The following is a 20,952-nucleotide window of genomic DNA, read 5'->3' as shown; positions in this document are numbered from 1 at the left end:
TACCTTCAACGACGCCTTCGGGAGTACCTTCAACGACGCCTTCGGGAGTACCTTCAACGACGCCTTCGGGAGTACCTTCAACGACGCCTTCCGGTGTACCTTCAACGACGCCTTCGGGTGTACCTTCAACGACACCTTCGGGTGTACCTTCAACGACACCTTCGGGTGTTCCTTCTCCTTCGGGGCAAGGTCCTGAAGACACTTTCAGTGAAACTGTAGTCCCTTCGACAACAACTTCACCATTAACTGGATATTGTTCAAAAACGACACCTAATGGGTATGTATTACATTCTTCTACTACACTTCCAACTACTAAATGAGCGGAATTAATTTCATTAATAGCGTTAATAAGTGTATCTCCGACTACATCTGGAACCGTAGTGCAAAAACCTGATGATACAACAAAATCAATATTTGAAAATATAGGTAAATCTAAATTCATAAATGTATGCTCTACAATTAATCCTGCACCATATGTCCAGTCGCATCTTTCTGTGCTGGAGGGAAAATAACCCAAACTTGTAAAATAATTTTTTAAGGTATTATAATTTATCCCTCTTAAATCTCCTATATTAGAGTGATAATTATTTTGTATAAATGGATAAGTAACGCTTTCATTTATCATCCATATTGATGAAAAGTCCCATCCTGAAAATGTTGTTTGTGTCATCATTTCCATAGTTGTTTTCCCTTCACCTCCTTCGGATATTTCTATTCCACTGTATTCTTTATCCCAGTAGGATGAATCAATAGTAGCTGATGTATCATTTGTTGCGCAGAAACCGCCTATAATTCCTTTATTTGCAGTTACCTGTGATGCTGTATAGCAATTTTCAATATATCCGCGGTTATACCCTATAAAACCACCAACATTGTTATTACCGGAGACTGTCCCCCAGAAGTAATTTTCATGATTTGTCCCCATAAATAATGACGCACTAATTGTTCCTATAAGTCCACCAACATTATCTGTTCCGATGACCTGAGCTACTCCGAGCGACTCATAAATTATACCGCTGTTATCACCAACCAAACCACCTGTAAAACTATCATTTCCTTGGACTGTTCCATGGACACCACAATTGTATATTTGTCCCAAATTATTTCCCGCCAATATTCCAACGGCACCTCTGCCTGTTACATTTGCTTTTAATATATATACATTAATAATTCTGGCTGAATTTTCTAAGAAACCAAAAAATCCTACATAATCTTCAGTTGGTCGGTTGATATATAAATCAGATATGATATGTCCCGCACCTGAAAATAGACCTGTAAAGTTTTTTATGGGCTCAAAGCCAGCACCGCTATTCCAGTTTACAGTGTCTGATGCGTCAATGTTGTTTTCCAACACATAATATCCATCTAATGGATATTCGGGAACTTTGCCAATTTGTGCAATTTGATTTATTGAGTTTACTGTAATTGGGGGACAAAGTCCATCAGAAACATCTAATATTACTTGGTCCGTAGGAAATACTTGTATCCATTCTTGTGGAGAAACCGATTGAGATATAACATTGTTCTGTGGAATAACATTACTGCAACGAGTATTAATATCACTCGAAATGCCATAGAATGATAACCAATCCATGGCGTTCACATAATACCAGTTCTGAAGATTAATCATTATTATCAAATCATTATACAATAAGGGGTAACTTTTATCTTCGATTATTCCCCATACATTGGCAAAGTCCCAACTGGATGGATATGTTACTGTTTTCTTCATATTCTCTGTTGTTTCTGCTGTTCCTCCACCAAAGGAAGTAGATACCCCAGATATTTCTTTATCCCAGAAACAATTACTTACTGTAATAGGATCAGTACCATCACCAATAAGTCCACCTGCAGAAGCAGAATTAGAGAAAGTAGATGCAGAATAGCAATTATCAATTTCTGTATTTACATCTGCAAAACCAATAAGTCCACCAATATTATCACTCGATGGGTTTGTATTCTGTATAGAAACATGAGCATAACAATCCTTAATAATTGGGCTACTACCAATTGCTGAATCCATAGAGGAAGAACCTGCTATGCCTCCAAAATTATTTCCTATTCCGGAACGGATAGCACCGATAAACGAAATTCTTGAAAGATTGCAACCTATAGCACGACCACAAACACCTCCAAAATGGCCATAGGTTATTTTAGGTGGCGATACTCTTGCATTTACATTGGCACGGATAGAGCAGTCATTCGCTGTTATTCCTCCGTAAATAGCACCTGCCAGACCACCTACTGAATTTATACCAAATACCTCTCCACTGGTCGCTATATTTGTTAAAGTGGGCTCTATTTCTGCAACAGAAGTCTCTATTTTTCCCGCGATAACTCCGACATAACCAATGCCATATATTTCTACATTCTCTACAATTAAATTTTGTACTTTTCCGAAAGAACCGTTGGGTTTCTTTATTGTTCGGAATAGACCTGTTGGTTCTCCAGAATCATCTGATATATATAGCCCCGATATTTTATGACCATCACCATCAAGAACACCCGAGAATGTTTCTATAGGGATAAAACCTTTTCCACTGTTCCAGTCCCTTGTCGCAGAAGCATCAATATCGTTTGACAGTATGTATATATTATCGTTGGGATAATTAGGGTCATTACCAATAAGTTGTAATTGTTCTATCGTGGAGATATAAATTGGAGGATAAGGTCCTATAGAATAGTTAACAGTTACAGTGTAACCGTAAGGAAAGTAGCAAGATTTCTCCGGAATAGTTTCAATAACATACCCTGATGGAATGGTATTGTGATATACCTGTACAGATTCAGAATTAAAACCACTTTTTGTTATGGTATCAATAGCTGTTGCTAATTCATCGCCTTCAACATTAGGGATTATATTGGATAAATCACAAAGGAAAGGATAGGTGTAATCTTTGTATATAGACCATGTGGTTGAACAGCTTACACAAGGTTCAGAAGATATATCCCAACCCAGGTCGGAATATGTGTCTGGAACTATCATCTCATTTGTGCTATAACCTTTACCTCCGGATGATTCTGTTTGTCTGCTGGTTTCCATATCCCATACACTGTTTTCTACATACTCCGGATGGTCTGCGTAGCCAATAAGACCTCCTATACCCTGATTTCCATTAGGAACTTCTCCTACGGAGTAACATTCTACTACATATACTTCGTCGGTTAATTCTCCTACGAAACCACCAACAAAACTCATATCACTTATCGAAGTGAAAATATTCATGTGAGAAAAAGAATTAGAGATAGTTATGGAGTTAGTGTGAGGCTCTACAACTCCAACTAATCCGCCAAAATATTCTTTTGCTGTAGAGGCAAAATCCTGGCAACTAAGCGAACCTAATGTATAGCACATGCTTATTGACATATCACTGGACGAGGATGTGATACTCCCTACTATACCTCCACATACTGAAGATGCCTGTATCTGACCGTGAACTATGCAACCTTTGATGTCAGTACCTTCTATAGTCCCTGCTACACCTCCAACTATAGTCATACCACTTATATCTACATTGTATAATTTTAAATCTTTGATGGAGCCTCCCTCTATATAACTAAATAATCCAACATATTTTTCAGTAGGTCTGGCTATGTAAAGGTCATAGATTATGTGTCCATTACCATTAAAAGAACCCGTAAAATGATGAGTGTCATCCCCGATAGGGTCAAAACCTCCAGGCCAGAATCTTGTTTCAGAAGCATCTATATCAGCAGTTAAAATATAATCGGCATTTAATGGTGTTGAAACACCTATGTTTTTCAAGCCATTTAATGTTGAAATTGGAATAGGGGCGGCATAAGTAAGTGGCGAAGAAAAAACGAGCAGCATAACACAAAAAAATATATAATGTAAACCCATTCCACATTTAAAAATTTTGTTTTTCATTTCTAACCCTTTCTTTTTTTAGTTAAAATTAAAAAACACACAACCCTGATGCAAATTACTTGTTATAATTATAACATATTTTTTCAAAAATCTACTTTTTATTTAAAAAATTTAATATACAAGATTAAAAATTAAAATAAATTAATTTATTAAATCTATCCTAACAAATAAAAATTTTGAAAAATTTCTATGTTTCTTTAATATGAGTAAAAAATAGAGATAATTTTTTGTAGTAAATACAGTTTTAATTACATTATAGAATGTAATAACTTATGAACTATAGAATTATAGATAGGTTATTTAGGAGGAAATGTAATTAAAAGAGTATATAATATAAATAATATGGAGTTTTAATAAAAAAAAGTGCCGTCGGTTCGAAAGAACCGACGGCAAGGGTATATTTTATACCCTCTGCACTACCCTCTTTTGGGGAGCGAAATGTAAGGGAAGATGAGATTTGGTTTGTTTTGGAAGCGGTAGTTTAATGAAAGGAAGGGAGGGATTTAAGAAGCCAAAAACTATGATAAGAGCCCACTGGGGAGCAAGCCGCAGCCCTTGTTAAATTTTACTTGTTCCAGCGGGCTCTTTATTATTAAATTAGAACTCCACTCCTTCCTCAGGAGTCCCGCTTACTTTATTCAATTGTTGTATTTTATATGTAGCAATATATATGCCATAATCATATTACAATTGTAATATATTTATAATCAGTATCTTATGTGAAAATTATAAATTCTTAAAATTGGAAACATGAACTTGTTTTCCCATTTTGGGAATTCAATATTTCCCAATTTGGGAAAAATAAAAAATTGAAATTTTGTTTTTATTGTTGTATTCTATTGAATAGAGGAAATGAAAAATGTCATATAGAGGAAATGAGAAAAAATTAAGGTTTATAATTACGGCTCGTTCCGGGTATATAAAAGGCAATGCCTGGGTCATCCCTGAAGATGGAGAATTAAATATAGGGCGAGACCCAACATGTTCAATTATTATTGATGACCCTCTTATTTCTCGACATCATTGCCAATTGTTTATTTCAGACGACGAGCTAATTATTCGCGATTTGGGAAGTAGCAATTCAACATTTGTAAATGGACATCCTATAAAAGAAAAGGTGCTTCGTCCTGGAGATGATATAGGAGTTGGGAGTATTGTTTTTTCCGTAGGGACAGTAATTCCAGAAGGTAGTGTGACTGGGGATGAGACAAAAAAGCTTCGAGCAACACGGCCCATAAAAATAGGAGCACCTGTCTTTATTGAAGGGTCTCCTCAAAACTTATTTGAAACAGGGAACCCTCGAACGGCGGAAGAACTGGCGGGGCTTTTTTTGCTTGCCCGTCAATTAAGCCAGTTGTATAAGGTAGAAGATATTATTAATCATGCGTTGAAAGTGATTCAGGAGCGATTTAATCCGAATATTTTCTGTTTAATTCAATTTACACAAGACCCCTCTCAGAATTATATTTACCCCAAAAGTGCGACCCAAGCCATAACATCAACTCCACAATTAATACAACTTTTATCTCAAATTCGAGAGATGCCTCGGGGGGTACTATATCCCGAAAGGTTTTATAAGAATGGAGAAACTGTTATTCGCAATACCGTCATTGCCCCTATAGCCCTTGGTAAAGAGGTGATTGGAGCCCTGGTAATGATGGCAGATACACCCCATCGGTTTTATGAAGAAGCCGATTTGGAGTATTTGTTAGCAATGGCACATACATTAGCACCATATCTTCGTGCTGCAGAACGGATGCAGCAATTAGAATGGGAAAATCAACGATTAATTTCCGGAGGGATAAATTTCGACCCGTTAATAGGGGATAGTAAAGCCATACAAAAAGTTCGCGCTCTTGCTCGCGATTGTGCCCATTCTGACCTTTGTGTTCTGATTTTGGGCGAAACCGGTACAGGCAAAGAACTGGTTGCTCGTCTTATCCATAATCTTTCTTATCGTTCCCAGAAAAAATTGGTAATTGTTAATTGTGCAGCCATTCCAGAAGAACTTTTTGAAAGTGAACTTTTTGGACATGAAAAAGGTGCATTTACAGGTGCACATGCTACTAAAATAGGATTGATGGAAGAAGCCAATAATGGAACATTATTCCTCGATGAAGTTGGTGACCTCAGTTTAAATCATCAGGCACGACTCCTTCGTGCTATTGAAACTGGAACCTTCAGACGGGTTGGTGGTAATTCAGATATTCGGGTAGATGTGCGGGTATTGTCTGCTACGAACAAAGATTTACCTTCTGAAGTTAGTGCAGGTCGTTTTAGAAGGGATTTGTTTCACCGACTGAATGCTTTTGTAATATCTATTCCCCCCCTACGAGAACGCATTGAAGATATTGCCTTGCTTGCAGATTATTTTCTACAACAGGTTCGGCGAAAATATCCTGTGCGTGCAACCCGATTTTCATCACAAGCCCTAAAATGGCTTGAAAATCAGCCGTGGCATGGGAATGTTCGTGAATTACGAAATCTCATAGAGCGTGCATCTATCGTTGCAAAAAATGAAGAAATTCAACTCCAAGACCTTGTTACGGAATTGAGTGTTTACACTCCTGAGAAGTTTCCTACCCTTGAAGAACTTGAAAAAAACCATATTATTAAAGCGTTACAACAAACACAAGGAAATGTTGTTTCTGCTGCGGAAATGTTAGGCATAGGTAAAAGCACCCTTTACCGCAAAATTGCAGAGTATCAAATTAATCCTTCTATCTATTTAAATATGAAGTAAGTAATATTTAATGGGTTTCTATTCCAGTGAAGAAGGATATAGTTTTGTATTTTGTTAATAAGAAGAATACCTAAATTATTCTTGATAACCTATAAGACATAGATAACAAATTTATATTCTTTCTCAGTCGTAGGGACAGGGCATACTGTACCCCTACTTTGGGATAAGAATTAACCACAGAGGATACGGAGTAGGTGAAGGCGAAAGATTTTTTGCCTCTATATTGTGAACTTTGTGTAAGGTCTTTGTGCCCTTTGTGGTAAAAGAATAAACTTTAAAAATCCTGGAAACGAGGACCTTCATCTAATTTATTCGTTTCTATTCATGTTATCCGTGGCAGTTAACTCCTTAACTCGATTTAGCACCTATGTGCCATATATCTCATCAGTTCCATTCATCCGAAAAGATACAATACGGTATTTTTAGTCAAACTGACTAACACAAGGATTAGGTCTTATCTGTCTTCTAAATTTTAAAATGTTTTTGGGACAGTTCTGAATGATTTGTATAGTATAGGCAAGGCTTCGCGTAGGGCTTTTTGATGCTCTTCGGGGTCAGAACGGAAAAATATACGATGGGGTGTTTCCTGGTTTGTCTGTTCCATTTCAAAATTGCCATCTGAAAATGGCTTGAAACGGACAGGTAAGAAAGACGGGGAAATTATTCGGTCGCTGGCTTTTCGTTCTGTGGAAGGGATTATTTGATAACTGCCATCTGCACGCTGAACAAGTAGGCGTTTACTTACTTCTAACCAGACATCGGTTTCCCAGACATTATGTGCCCGCTGGAATAAGGCGTTTTTATCTGTTTCGGAAGGTTCTTCTTCCAATACTTGTAAAAAATCAACCCGATGGGAACGACTATGTGAATATATAAGGTAGCGAAGCAATCGTGGGTCTATCTCTTTCATAAATTCCAGGTTGGGCATAAGCCAATAGGTGTTATAGTTCCCTAATGCGAAGGCGTTGTCCTTATCTGCACAAGGATAGAGATATATGGGGATATCCTCAGAAAGAACCCGAACAAAGGCGTTAGGGTCTAATTTAACATTCCATTCTAATAGTTTTCCCGGTGGATAGGAACCGGCACAAAGATGTATTCGGTTTACTTTTTTACGGAGTAAATCAGGGAATTGGTTCATAGCAACGGCAATAGGTCGGGCAGAACCAAAAGAAACGACATCCACAGGTTGAGAAGATTGTTCTAATAATGATTTGAATAGTTGTATTCCTTGATTTTCAAATACCCCTCGTGAAGTTTGGGGGTCTGTGGGCCTTGCCATAGGCACAAAAGGGCATGGAGCACAGGGCACTGCACGGTCAAATAAGTAATTTAATTGCCAGACTGTAATAACCCCGGGTTCCCTGCCTCCTGTTGGGTCATTATACCAACCTTGTTCCCCTTCCCCCATATATTTCATGCGATACCTCTGACTTACATCCAATAAGACGCCTAATAGGTCAATCTCAGGGATTGCGTAAGGAAAAATTAAGTCCACTGTATCTCCGAAATCTTGTGGGGGATGATATAAGTCTGTTATATCAATCACAGGAATACGATTGGAAGACATACTAAACGGTGGTATATACGATGATGAGGTTAAACTTAATCCTGCAATCCCCATTGCTGTCTTAAAAAATCTGCGGCGAGAAAATTTAGGCATAATAAACCATCCTTACTAATCCTTGATATGTTTTTTATATATATTACCAAATGATATTCTTTTTAATGACTAAAAAATTACATACACTTAACATTTTTTCTAATTAACATGCGTTGGTATAGTAAAACAATGTGTGATTATTTTGTCAGTGTTATTATTTCATGTAAGTCGGTTATGAACGCTTTGATTTTATTTTCGGATAATTTTTCAATTGGGGTAGTTGTATTGTTTGTAGTGATAGACTGAATAGGTTCCTGCGTAGTAATCGTGGTATAAAAACACGGTGTATCTTCAATCAACGATGGAAGAACATAAGGACGGTTTTTCATGGGAATGGTCTGAGGGGGAGATGAATAGGCAATACAATGGATATAGTATCCTTTATTTTCAGGTTTGCGAAGGACAACTGTTTCCACAAAAGTTGGTGCGGATATTTGTATTTCGGGGCTTGGGTTCAGGAAACGAACCGCATTTCCCAGTAAAGTTCTACATTCGGGGAGAGCATATTCAGACCCGAATGCGTAGTCTGGCGAACATGCCCATGTTATTACAGTGCCTTTACCTATCTGATTTATAAATATTGCAGGACCTACTACTGTTTCGGGGCTCATAGGTAGTTCTGTTCCTTCTTTTCCCTCTACCTGTCTTTGGGTACGGTAAGGTTTCCATAATTTACCGACTGTTTTTGCAGAGGTAGTTTCAAATACTCCAGCAGGTCCTTTTATCAATATGGGCATGGTAATAGAGTTTTTGTAATCCTTCTCGTTTATATAAGCATGTTCAATCTCTTTTGCCAATCGTTCTTCTTCTTGTGTCTGTGCGGGTTCCAATGAAACCCAGTTATCTTCACTATCCATTTTTGATATAAATTTACAACCTGTCAAAGGTTCTAATCTATATGTGCTGATGTTTCCCCAATCATCGTAGCAACCCGTTAGCCCTGTAATAATTAGTTTTCCTCCATCATGCACATATTTTGTAAGCATATCTATTTCTTCTGATGATAAAACGCCTGCATTGGGCAGAATAACTATCGGAAATTCTAATAATTTTTCATAGGTACAGTTCTCATCTAACAAAATACCCCAGGGAATGTGTTCATATACCATTGCTTTATGTGTTCCCAGAAATGAGGCAAAGTAATTTGAAGGATTTTCCCTTGCAACCCAATCTCGTGTTTTGCTGCTGAAGTAGATGCCTACTTCATATACGGGTTTATGATAGAAGAAGGATTTTTTTTCATGAATTTCCTGAAAGGCTTTACCGATACGGTTATAGGCAACAGGGTCTAATGTGCCATCAAAGCCCAGTTTGTCCACCATTGTAACGAAGGAGCCATGAGCAAACAATGTTAACAATTCCCAGCGAATATCATTCAGGGGGCGTGTTGTCTGGTCGTGATACATGCGAACACCTCGTTGTATAGCTACCTGAACTCGTTGATGAGGAACCACAGAACGATAAAATTCTGCATTAAGCCCGACAGTCAAGGCACTAAATCCCCAAATACCTGTTTCTCCAGTGATGAAATCTCCATTTTCCCCATGTTGAACAGGACGCTGACCCACCTCGAAACTGAAGGGAGGATTGCCATGATAATTAAAATCTACAGAAACTTTTGCATCGCGATGTTTAATATATTCATATAATTTTTTTTCAAATTGTTCACTACTTTTATAGCGGAACTCCAAGAACTTTTTCCATGTATTATCCCAGGTAACTGAGGTTGGTATTTCTAATCCATACTGTTCCTTAAACATCTTTTTACATACAGGACAGGCGCAACCGTAGGGTGGTCTAAAGCCCTGGTCTATCATGTCAATATGAAAGCCCTGAATGCCATAATCCATAATTTCATCAACAATCTGTTTCATTACTTCCAGATATCCCGAGTTATAGCAAAAACGATGATAAATAGGTTTTCCATCAAGGCTATACATAAGGAACTCCGGATGTTGTTCAATGTAATGTCCTCCCTGCTGAACCACGCAATAAGCAATTACAGGCATATTATATTTTTTTGCCTCGTTGACAGCTTCCTGAAGTGGGTCACGGTCTTTTAGTCCCGGTGCTTTCTGTAGAATTTTTGAATTGTAATATGCATAATCCCCATCTCGAACCCATACAACAATATAATCACAATGTGCTTGATGGCATTTGCGAACAATTTCTGCACCGTCCAATTTCGAGCAATATCGTTCATCCATTACAGCAGAAAAACCCCATTGTGCCCCTGTAGGACCGACTTCCATTCCAACCTTTGCATTTTCATACCAGAATTCTGAGGAAGCCCATGGAGTATTAAATAAGAGTATACATAGGAAGCACAGTCGCAAAAACATAGCAGTTACCTTTCTTTTTTTCGTTTTTGGATAAAGCAATTATCGTATCACAAATCATCCTGATAGGGACATCGCATAGAAGGCAATGCTGGCACTTACACTGGCATTGAGTTGTTCCATAGGCGGTTTTGTAGGTATGGATATGACATAATCGCATTCTCGTTTGATTAATGGGCGAATTCCTTTTCCCTCGCTGCCAATTACAAGGACGCTCTGATTTTGCCATTTTACCTCATTTAGTTTTATATTCCCGTCAGCGTCGAGTGCGTATATCCCGAAGCCAAGTTCTTTAAGTTTGCGGACAGTTTGCAGTGTGCTTTTAACCTGAACCATTTGAGCGTATTCAATGGCGCCTGTGCTTGCTTTTACGACGACGGGTGTTATTGGAGCGGAACCTTCCTGCGGTAAGAATATTGTATTTATATGGAATGCTACCGCAGAACGGATAATTGCGCCTAAATTGCGAGGGTCTTCTAAATGGTCTAAAACGACCATTTTTTTTGTCTGTGCCGAATAATTTTGCAGGAAATCATCAAAGTTCAAAAGGTGAAGTTCCTCTACCTCTGCAACAATCCCTTGATGTACCCCATTTTTCGTTATTCGGTCTAAATAGCCCCGAGGTTTTTCCTCTATCGGAATATGACCTTCCCATTTTTTAAATTCTGTCAGAGAAAGACCTTGTTGAATGTATATTTTATAAACAGGACGGCGTCCTGCTTGAAGACAGGTCAAAACAGGAGTGCGACCATAAATAATATTTGATTTATTCATGAACTTATTGTAAATTGTGAACTTCTTTTAATTTATTAGCGCGTAGGTTAAGGTTATCAAACTCAGGAACGCGGTCATCCATTTGATGAGCATTTAATTGGGCAAGGTCTCTGAGTATATTATAAGCGTCCTGATAACGCCCCAATTTTTCATAGCATTTTGCTAAACGATACATGTTATACCAATAGTTCGCACCGGTATTTCCATATCGGTTGATGACAGTTTCAAGGACATCTTTTGACCGCTCCCATCTCAAGAGCATCATCAGATAGCCTGCAACGCGTGTTAGACCGGCTTCATCAATTTTATCGCGTTGAGCGTCAACTCCCGGTGTTGCCTTCGTAAAATTATTCACCATATAGTTGACACCTCCGCTGGAGCCTAACCAGCCGATAACGACGAGGATAAGAATGATTAATGGCCATTTTAATCCACTTAAATCCATAAACAGCCCTCCTTATAGTTTGTTAAATACCCAGCCATGAACGAACGAAAAAAACAGCCTGCGATAAAACAGGAATATTAAATAAAGTTCCAATTACACCCAGAGTAATTAGAACTACAACAACGAAAATAAGGAAAGAAAAAAATTGCCTCAACTTTGTTCCGATATTCCATCGAGCACGGGCTGTGTCACGGTCTAATTCCTTTACGCGTTTTGAAAACGCTTCAAATCGTTCGCGACACGCATCGGAACAAAAAGAGCCTAACGGAGAACTAATTACACACGCCCCACAAACAGGTTTTCCACATTGTTTACATCGTGCAACGGCGGAAACCGAAGGATGATTAATACATGATGACAACCTTCCATCCAGCATAACAATGCCCTTTATATTGCTCTATCATGAAATTTTTATAATTATATCAAAAAATAAACTTATCAAAATAAAATATTATTCCTTATTTATAAAAAAATAGACGGCGAATGAAACTGCATCACAGGCATGTATCATTCACCGTCTTTATGCGTCGGGCATCAGGGGTATTAAATATTTAGCAAAAAAAACGCCAACTTCACAGAAATAAAGACATCTCTAAAATTGTCTTATTTAAATCCAATATTTTTAGGAACAAAAAAATCTGAAAAGTCTATATTTAAATGAGTTGAGAAATAATGATATGATTTTTCGTCAAGAAAAATTTGATATTTTGACTGAATTTTGTCAGAATAATAGAATATAAATTGTTGACAGAAATATATACACACAATAACAGTCAGAAGTATGGATAGGATATGTCTGAGCCTAAAGATGCGGAACTGAGAATATATTGTATCTGTGGTCAGAAAATGCGAGTCCTGCCGGATATGTATGGAAAGCCAGGTCGCTGTGTTGCATGCAGGCAAAAGATTCGTATTCCCACGAGGGAAGAACTTCCGCCGGGGATAACAGAACTCTATCTCAAAGACCACCCGGAATACCTCCGCAAAAAATCATCAAAAGAGAAGTCAGAGCCTATTAGCGAATCCAGTTCGGATGAGGAACAAGTACTTTCTGATTTTAGTGGCTCGTATTCTCTGCCTTTCGATTTTCTGGAGATTTTACAAATATTAATCTCTGCAGAGTATAAAGCCCAGCGATATTTGCAGGCAATAAGGCAAAAGAAACCTATCGGGAAAGAAACAAAAACGGATTTGTTAGAAATCTTGTCTAAAGTGCGCCGAATGCGTGCTTCTTTAGATGATAAAATAAAAGCCCGACATGGTGAGGTGCTGGAACAACTTAAGCAGGTAGAAAAGGAATTGGGGAAAATCGTAGTTTCTTTTCGAACAGGGGATATAGAATTTAAGCATTACTGGAAAACGGTTGTACCTCTAAGAATTCGCAGGGAACGATTGGCGCGACGGAGGAAGAATTTAGAAGGCTGGCTCTCAATAATAAGTCCAGAATTAGCGGGGGGATATATTGATGTTGACTTTTCCAAATTGCCGGATAAAATTCCTGATATTGTTTTTCCACTGGAAGAAGAGGATGAAAATATTTCTGTTTTATCGCTTCTTATCAAAGAGCTCCAAAAATATATTGATTTAAGGGCAGATGCGGAACACAAATTTGCCGAGTGGAAAAAGATGATAGAAGGAGGTAAGGTAAGTCTGGAAGTGGGAGAAAAGGGGCTTGCTGAATATGACGCACGATTGAAGATTATTCAAAGTGCTATTTCTTTTTATCGAGAACGACTTGAACAATTGGTTACAGATTGTGAATTAGACTTAGAGTCTATTGAGAAAAATATTAGTCGTATTGATAAGCAAAAAGAGGCTCGTGTTATTGATATTAATAAAGCCCGTGAACTACAAGAGGAACTATTCCAGGCGCGATTAGACCTTATTCGCACAAGAGATACAGCGAGAAGGGCTATCAGTGCTAATTCCCGTTTCGATATTCCTTCTTTGCAAGGGACCTTTGTTGCAAGGATTGGTCCGGATAGAGGACAGATAGAAATTGGGCTTGATTCGTGGATTGCGTGGTTCTGTTCTGCTTTATTGATTATGTTGATAATGATACCTATGACCCAAAGTCAGGGATTGGTATCCCCAAAGACATTGATAATGATGGTTATTGGATTGTTTCTCTCCGCAATACTATTGGCTCTTGTAGGTTCAATTCCTTATCGGAGAATGCGGGGAATAGGGTTAAGTATTTTGTGGGTTATTTATGTTTTGTTATTTTCATTACATATTAGTTTTGTGTGGTATAGTTTAACTCCGTATGGAGGGGATTTAAGAGCCTCGCCCTATGGTTTGTTTGCTTTTCGAATAGTATCCGTATATATTGTATTGGGATTGATTGGTATTGCTGTTTGGGTTTCCTTTTATAAGGATAAAGGCTTTCCCTGGATACCTGTGCTTTCTACACTTATTACGCTTCTGACGGTTCTTACTGTCTCTACGGATTGTTTTGGAGTATTTCAAGGGAACGCTATACTGGGAGCCGCTGGAAGGACAGAATATATTCCCTCTACGGGAACCTATCGTGTAGAGATAAATATCCTGAATAAAGGGATGCGGTCTGTCTGGTTAGGAAATGACATTCGTTATGTGCCTGCTCCTGTATATGCTAATGTCTTTGTTGAGGGCGACGAAAAAAAGAACTTTATGCCTTATGAAGTGAAAACAGAAAGTTTTTCTTCACAGCCTATTGCCCTGGTTTTTAATAAAGAAGGTGGAAAAATTGGTCCTAAAAAAGCCGTTACCCTTTTTTACCAACTTGCCCCAGGTACTTATACCATCCAATTAGAAGGTAAAGGCAATTATTATCAACCGAAACAAATTCGCTTGGTTTTACCTGAACAGAAAAAGGAAACTACTGCTCCTCAACAAGAAAAAAAACCGGACCTTGAAAACAAAGAAGAAAAAGGAAACGAAGGGCAGAAGGAAGATAATGATAAGGTAGAAAATAATACAGCTAATGAAACAACAACAGTCGAGACAACTCCATTTATGGAGGTTCAGGAAACATCTGAAGCAACTTTAAACTCTCTACGAGAAAATGAAATTTTAGTTTTCTTTCATGGCTTTGCAAAAGTTGTAGATAAAACGGAAGGAAATAATACCTCGCCTCAATTCCGTGTATCTCTATATACAAAAGATAAAAAATCTGTTGAACAGTTTATCCATTTGGGGGATAAAATTGCGGGGGATTGGGTGCTCTCTGAATTCAGCCCACAACGGGAGACAATAACTTTAAATTTTAAAGGTCAATTGTTTGTAGCAACGGTGGGTAAATATTATAAGCTTCAATTGTAATATTGTGTTCCTTTGAAAAATCATGTAAATTTGAAAACAAATCAATTAAGTATATATAGTAAATACTATTAATCCTATATTAAGGAGGGTTCCATCATGAAAAAGAATTTTTTTGCGTTTTTAATTCCTGCTGTTGTTTTACTTTCACTTTTACTGACCCATTGTGGTGGACAACAACCGGCCAATCAATCGGCTCCATCTACTCCTGCTCAACCCCAACCTAAACCTAAACCTGCAGAAGTGAAGCCTATTGAACTGACTTACAGTGTTTTTTTCCCCGCCACCCATAGCCAGTATAAATTAGCCGATAGTTGGGCTAAGGAAGTAGAAAAACGGACAAATGGAAAAGTGAAGATAACCATGTATCCCGGTGGTTCTTTGACAAAAGCAGACCAATGTTTTGAAGGTGTTATTAATGGAGTTTCTGACCTTGGGATGAGTTGCTTTGCTTATACACGGGGAAGGTTTCCATTATTAGAAGTACTGGACCTACCCTTAGGGTATCCCAGTGGCAAAGTGGCAGCCCGTGTCGCTATGGATATTATTAAAAAATATCAACCTGCTGAATTGAAAGATGTTCAGTTTTTGTATGTTCATGTTCATGGTCCGGGTATCTTAGCTAGTAAAAAACCTGTCCGTTCTCTGGATGACCTGAAAGGTATGAAAATTCGTGCTACGGGTTTGTGCACGAAAATTGTTGAAAAATTAGGAGGACAACCTGTAGGAATGAGCCAACCTGAAACCTATGAGGCTCTACAAAAAGGTGTTGTTGATGCAACTTTCTGTCCGATGGAAACATTACAGGGCTGGAAACAAGGCGAGGTAATACAAGCAGTTACCGATAGCCGTTGCATTGGGTATACAACCGCCATGTTTGTTGTGATGAATAAAACGAAATGGGAACAATTACCCCAAGATATTAAAGATGTTATATTGGCTACAAGTGAAGAATGGGTAGATAAGCATGCGCAAGCATGGGATGACGATGATGCGAAAGCGAAAGAATACATCACAGGTATGGGCAAAGAAATTATTCCCCTTACACAGGAGGAACAAGAGCGGTGGAAAAGTGCTATTCAACCTGTGATACAAGATTATGCGTCCGTCCAGGATAATTTACCACGAGCCGAAATATTAGCAGATACACAGAAAAGAATTCAGGAACTTAGCAGTCAATAAGGTGGAGGGTCTCATTGAAAATTAACTTTTCAAATTTAATGGAAATTTATGGGAGGGGGGTTCGTATTCTTGTGTATTTGCTGGGGATTATCTCAGCCATTGCCCTACTTTTTATCGTGATAGTTGTTATGGCAGATGTCATTGGTAGGTTCCTGGGAAATGGTGTTCGTGGGAGTATGGATTATGTCCGTTTAGCGAGTGCTGTTGTTTTGGGAGGCTCACTTCCTTATACTACGGCTGTTAAAGGGCATATTGCTATCGAATTTCTGTTTAGAAGAATATCTAAAGTTCAGAAAATTATAATCGACACTATCTCCCGATTAATGATGTTGACGCTCTTTATACTAATTATTTATTTCATGATAAAACATGGGCTGTCCCTTTATCGTTCGGGTGAGGTAACTTCCACAGTGCAATTGCCGGTGTATTGGGTTCCATTCTGGTTAGCGTTATCTTTCACAGTAACCTCTTTGGTAAAGATTTATCATATACTCCGACCGGGGAAGGAGTTAATCAGCCCATGAGTTTTACAGGTTATGGTATTTTAGGTATTGTCGTTTTATTATTCCTTCTCGTGGCAAGCATGCCTGTTGCCTTCGCTATGATGGGTGTAGGGTTGACAGGCTTTGTGATGGTTGTCAATAAAAATGCCGGGTTCAGTATGTTGTCGAGCGATTTGATTGATACCTTTTCCAATCCAAGCCTTGTTGTAATTCCTTTATTTGTTCTAATGGGTCAGGTAGCCTTTCATTCCGGTATTAGTAAACGATTGTTTCGCACGGCTTATATCTGGATAGGCTCACTACCGGGTGGTTTAGCGATGGCTTCTGTTGTTGCTTGTGCTTTATTTGGAACTATTTGCGGTTCCGGTCCGGCAACTGCCGCAACGATGTCGGCTGTGGCTTTACCGGAAATGCGTCGTTATAAATACGATGCTGCGTTAGCAAGTGGAACAGTGGCTTCTGCAGGTGGTTTAGGAATGATGATACCTCCCAGTGTGGTCTTTATTGTATATGGTATCCTTACGCAGCAGTCTATTGGTAAGTTATTTTTAGCGGGGATTTTTCCAGGCATTTTTATTGCTTTCCTTTTCTGTATAGACATTTATATCCGTTGTTTGAAAAACCCTTCTTTGGGTCCTGCGGGAGAAAAAAGTTCCTTAAAAGAAAAAATTCTATCTATGACAGGGGTTATTGAGACGCTTATTTTGTTTCTTACGGTTATGATAGGTATCTTTTGGGGTTTTTTTACTCCAACCGAAGGTGCAGGAGTTGGAGCGGGTGGAACAATTCTCTTATCGCTGCTTTTACGGCAAATTACATGGAAGGGGTTTATCCGTGCCATGATGGAAACACTTCGCACCTCCTGTATGATATTAATTATTGTGGCAGGTGCTGTTATTTTAGGTAGGTTCTTTGCTATTACACGCTTACCGATGACAATAGCCAATAGTCTTATTTCCTTACCCCTTCCTGCCTGGGCTATATGCTTTTTGGTTATGTTTTTCTATATGGTGGGAGGATGTTTTATTGATGCATTGGCGTTGATACTATTGACCATTCCCATTTTTTATCCTGTAGTTCAACAATTGGGATATGACCCGATATGGTTTGGAGTAATGATAGTTATCCTGACGCAAATAGGAGTTATCTCGCCTCCTGTTGGGATTAATGTTTATGTTGTTAGTGGTATGGACCGAAGTCTTTCTTTATCCACTGTTTTCCGTGGGTCTATTCCTTTTCTATGGATATTAGTGATAGTGAGCGTTTTATTTTTAATATTCCCCGGTTTGGTTCTTTGGTTTCCCAACTGGTTAGGCACTATCTAATTTGAAGGAGGACAAACTTATGTCCAAACAAGATAACAAACTTGATGTAACACAAAAAGTGCTTTTTTGCACAGATTTTTCAGAGAATGCGAATATTGCCTTTCAACATGCCCTGGATATAGTGCTTCGACGACCCGGTTCTTTATTAATCATCCTGCATGTAATCCCGGAGCCAGAAGCAGAATTCTGGAAAACTTATATTTACGAAGTAGACAATATTGATGACAAAGCAAGGCAGGACATCGATGAGCGTATTAGGCAGTCTTATTTATCAAAAATCCCGCCCGAAATTATGGTCCATGTTGAAATAAAAATTGGGAGAGATTACCAGACCATATTAGATTTTGCAAATGAAATTCATGCAGATATTATTGTTATGGGTCGTCGAGGACATAGTAATTGGGAACGCCCATTCTTTGGAAGTGTCGTAGAACGAGTTGTCCGCCGTGCAGAATGTCCTATCCTCGTTGTTCCCCGTTCCGCAAAAAAGTAACCTACATCTTAAATGTAAAATTATTCTTTTTCTTTGCCAAAATTTGTGATAAAAATCGTGAAGGGTATGTATGAAATCTCCGAATAAATTATATCCACCTCGTGATAAGAGAGAATATTCTTTTCTTCAAATAATTTTACCCCTTCGAAAACATATAATAATTTATTTCAAAATTAAAATCATAACATTATTTAGAGAACTCATGTTTCCTGCTTCTATTCGTTCTATGGGTATTTTTGTTTGCATAGAAAAGAGAGATTATTTCACTGCTAATTTTGTAGATATGAAGCCTATTTCACCTTCATTTACGCCCATGTGTTTTGCTACTACGGGACATTTGGCTTTTAAAAGGAGATAAACGTTTCCGGGATAATCGTCTAAAGTCTCATAATTGCCCTGACCTTTGCCTAAAATAATATCTGCGTTATCCATTTTTTCCCGCAGGGATTGCTCTAACTGTCTCCATGGAGCCCCAATCCAACCTTTTTCCATGGCAATAACATTGCATACCTCATTTAATTTGACTTTATAGACATCTTCCATGCATGCATCATTAATAATGGGAGAACCTTTGGCTACGGCAGTTACTTTTGTATATTTTTGTAATTCTTCTATCAAAATTTTATCAAAAACTATTTCACCTGCATTGTCTAAAAAGAAAAGTAGTTCTTTACTGTGTTGTAGGTCTTTTTCAAATTGCTCGAAGTGATTTACTTCAAAACTTATAGTGATTGCATGTTCGATTGCTGAATGAACATCTATTTCATCCGATTTCAAAATTCCTAAATCAATGATATTTCCAGCGGCAGAAAGTTGAAGTGCTGTTAGCAAAGGATACTGACTTTGATTTTTTATCTGTCGTAGTTCATCTTCAATGCGTAGAGCCAAATCATTTTGTATCTTTTTTTGTTCTGCATAAGGGTCAGGATTGCCAGATAATTGATTGGTGATTTGATAGATGACAAGAGAAAGTTCGGCAGGGGAGTAGGACAGGTCCATTTTTCCTAATTCTTCACCGACTTTCACCAAAATTTGTCTACGAACTTCTATATCGTTCGTGGCTAACAAGGAAGAACGATAGGCTTGTCTCATGAAACATTCTAAACATTCAACAGTGGCTTTCATTTATTACTCCTAAAATTATAGAAATATAATAGGCAATGGTCAGTTTTGTTCGGTGCCTTTTATTTACCAAATGAAAAAATATTTTAGGCATGAACACATTAAAAAAAAGAAAGTAGGAAAACCTGTATGAGGGTTCATAAATACTGAAATAGTTGGCTTCCTGCCTTTTTATAAACCAAATATAAAAGAAATTATATCACATTTCAATTCTCCTTAGATAGTAAGATATTGCGGATTGATTAACCTAACATCACACGAATATGTCCTATTCGTACCCTAGGCCTCATTCTTCCTACATGCCACGAATGTATGACGAATTAAATCCCCGAAGTGGGATGTTTCAGCTACATGAAGAGCAATATTTTTTATTCACAGTTGTGTTATTCGTGGTGAAAAAAATTAACTACAAAGAACGCAAAGGAAGTTTATACAGAGGACACAGAGGGAATTTTGCACAAAGGGCACGGAGGAGGGATGCGAAAGATTTTTCGCCTCTATAGAATGGAAAATCTATATGTTTTGTTGTATTGATTTATTTAAAATAGTTGTTTGTATTTTTTATTGAGTGTTTGGACAGTAGTTATCTTCTGTTGCCATTTCGGGACAGTAGGAGAATCCGCCGGAATTAAAGAACTGGATAAGTCGCAGTAGTTCGGTAAGTTGGATATTCCAATCTTGGGGATTGTAATCGCTTACATGAGGTTTGCATGTGATATTATCACCTATGCCTGGAATATAACCGTCTTCTGTATCTTCGGGGTTGTCTGCACAATGGAATCCACCTGAATTGAAGAATTGAATAACACGGAGTAGTTCGGATAATTCAATTTTCCAGTTTCCATTTGTATCTGCTGAATGTCGGATGGGTCCCGATTCTCCTTCTTGTGCGCCTTCTATATTTCCTTCGGCAATTCCTTCCCCTTCGGGAATACCTTCGGCGATACCTTCTCCTTCGGTAATACCTTCCCCTTCGGGAATACCTTCGGCGATACCTTCCCCTTCGGGAATACCTTCGGCGATACCTTCGCCTTCGGTAATACCTTCCCCTTCGGGAATACCTTCGGCGATACCTTCTCCTTCGGTAATACCTTCCCCTTCGGGAATACCTTCGGCGATACCTTCGCCTTCGATAATACCTTCCCCTTCGGGAATACCTTCGGCGATACCTTCC

At 38.3% G+C, this 20,952-nt stretch carries 14 protein-coding genes; 6 read left to right on the top strand and 8 right to left on the bottom strand.

From position 1 onward, the window contains the following. The coding region (locus PLA12_04475) for a PASTA domain-containing protein (GenBank protein HOQ31754.1) at window positions 1-3,889 on the bottom strand (3,889 nt) is incomplete at its 3' end. A gap of 859 nt (window positions 3,890-4,748) precedes the next feature. Here PLA12_04475 and PLA12_04470 point away from each other — a divergent pair. Continuing rightward, window positions 4,749-6,632, top strand: coding sequence for a sigma 54-interacting transcriptional regulator (locus tag PLA12_04470; GenBank protein ID HOQ31753.1), 1,884 nt, complete (start codon window positions 4,749-4,751; stop codon window positions 6,630-6,632). A gap of 472 nt (window positions 6,633-7,104) precedes the next feature. Here the strand turns inward: PLA12_04470 and PLA12_04465 are convergent, their stop codons facing one another. The 5 genes from PLA12_04465 to PLA12_04445 form a co-directional block, all read right to left on the bottom strand. Further along, the gene (locus PLA12_04465) at window positions 7,105-8,295 is read right to left on the bottom strand and encodes a hypothetical protein (GenBank protein HOQ31752.1); all 1,191 of its coding nucleotides are present in this window, start codon (window positions 8,293-8,295) and stop codon (window positions 7,105-7,107) included. Window positions 8,296-8,432: 137 nt separating this feature from the next. After that, the gene (locus PLA12_04460) at window positions 8,433-10,637 is read right to left on the bottom strand and encodes a hypothetical protein (GenBank protein HOQ31751.1); all 2,205 of its coding nucleotides are present in this window, start codon (window positions 10,635-10,637) and stop codon (window positions 8,433-8,435) included. A gap of 54 nt (window positions 10,638-10,691) precedes the next feature. Beyond that, window positions 10,692-11,408, bottom strand: a complete 717-nt coding sequence (gene rlmB, locus PLA12_04455) for a 23S rRNA (guanosine(2251)-2'-O)-methyltransferase RlmB (GenBank protein HOQ31750.1) — start codon at window positions 11,406-11,408, stop codon at window positions 10,692-10,694. 4 nt (window positions 11,409-11,412) lie between these two features. Beyond that, a complete protein-coding gene (locus tag PLA12_04450) occupies window positions 11,413-11,853 on the bottom strand; it encodes a tetratricopeptide repeat protein (protein ID HOQ31749.1) in 441 nt (146 codons plus the stop codon). Window positions 11,854-11,875: 22 nt separating this feature from the next. Next, window positions 11,876-12,229, bottom strand: coding sequence for a hypothetical protein (locus PLA12_04445; GenBank protein HOQ31748.1), 354 nt, complete (start codon window positions 12,227-12,229; stop codon window positions 11,876-11,878). A 416-nt stretch (window positions 12,230-12,645) separates the two neighbouring features. Here PLA12_04445 and PLA12_04440 point away from each other — a divergent pair, with 416 nt between their 5' ends. The 5 genes from PLA12_04440 (at window position 12,646) to PLA12_04420 (ending at window position 18,656) form a co-directional block, all read left to right on the top strand. Beyond that, a complete protein-coding gene (locus PLA12_04440; protein ID HOQ31747.1) occupies window positions 12,646-15,156 on the top strand; it encodes a hypothetical protein in 2,511 nt (836 codons plus the stop codon). Between the two features lie 96 nt (window positions 15,157-15,252). Beyond that, window positions 15,253-16,335 (top strand): TRAP transporter substrate-binding protein, encoded by a 1,083-nt coding sequence (locus PLA12_04435; GenBank protein HOQ31746.1) that lies wholly within the window; start codon window positions 15,253-15,255, stop codon window positions 16,333-16,335. Window positions 16,336-16,349: 14 nt separating this feature from the next. Further along, window positions 16,350-16,859 carry a TRAP transporter small permease gene (locus PLA12_04430; GenBank protein ID HOQ31745.1) on the top strand — a complete coding sequence of 170 codons (510 nt, stop codon included), beginning with the start codon at window positions 16,350-16,352 and terminating at the stop codon, window positions 16,857-16,859. Further along, window positions 16,856-18,163, top strand: coding sequence for a TRAP transporter large permease (locus PLA12_04425; GenBank protein ID HOQ31744.1), 1,308 nt, complete (start codon window positions 16,856-16,858; stop codon window positions 18,161-18,163). Before PLA12_04430 ends, PLA12_04425 begins: the two co-directional genes overlap by 4 nt. A 19-nt stretch (window positions 18,164-18,182) precedes the next feature. Further along, complete coding sequence (locus tag PLA12_04420) at window positions 18,183-18,656, top strand: universal stress protein (protein ID HOQ31743.1); 474 nt, start codon at window positions 18,183-18,185, stop codon at window positions 18,654-18,656. A gap of 258 nt (window positions 18,657-18,914) precedes the next feature. Here PLA12_04420 and PLA12_04415 read toward each other — a convergent pair whose 3' ends face one another. Beyond that, window positions 18,915-19,781, bottom strand: a complete 867-nt coding sequence (locus tag PLA12_04415; GenBank protein HOQ31742.1) for an ARMT1-like domain-containing protein — start codon at window positions 19,779-19,781, stop codon at window positions 18,915-18,917. 558 nt (window positions 19,782-20,339) lie between these two features. After that, on the bottom strand, window positions 20,340-20,952 hold a 613-nt coding region (locus PLA12_04410; GenBank protein HOQ31741.1), incomplete at its 5' end, for a hypothetical protein.

It is taken from the genome of Candidatus Hydrogenedens sp. (genome assembly GCA_035378955.1).
In the GTDB taxonomy this organism is placed as follows: domain Bacteria; phylum Hydrogenedentota; class Hydrogenedentia; order Hydrogenedentales; family Hydrogenedentaceae; genus Hydrogenedens.
Note: the sequence above shows the minus strand (reverse complement) of the source record. Positions and strands in the feature narration are given on the sequence as shown.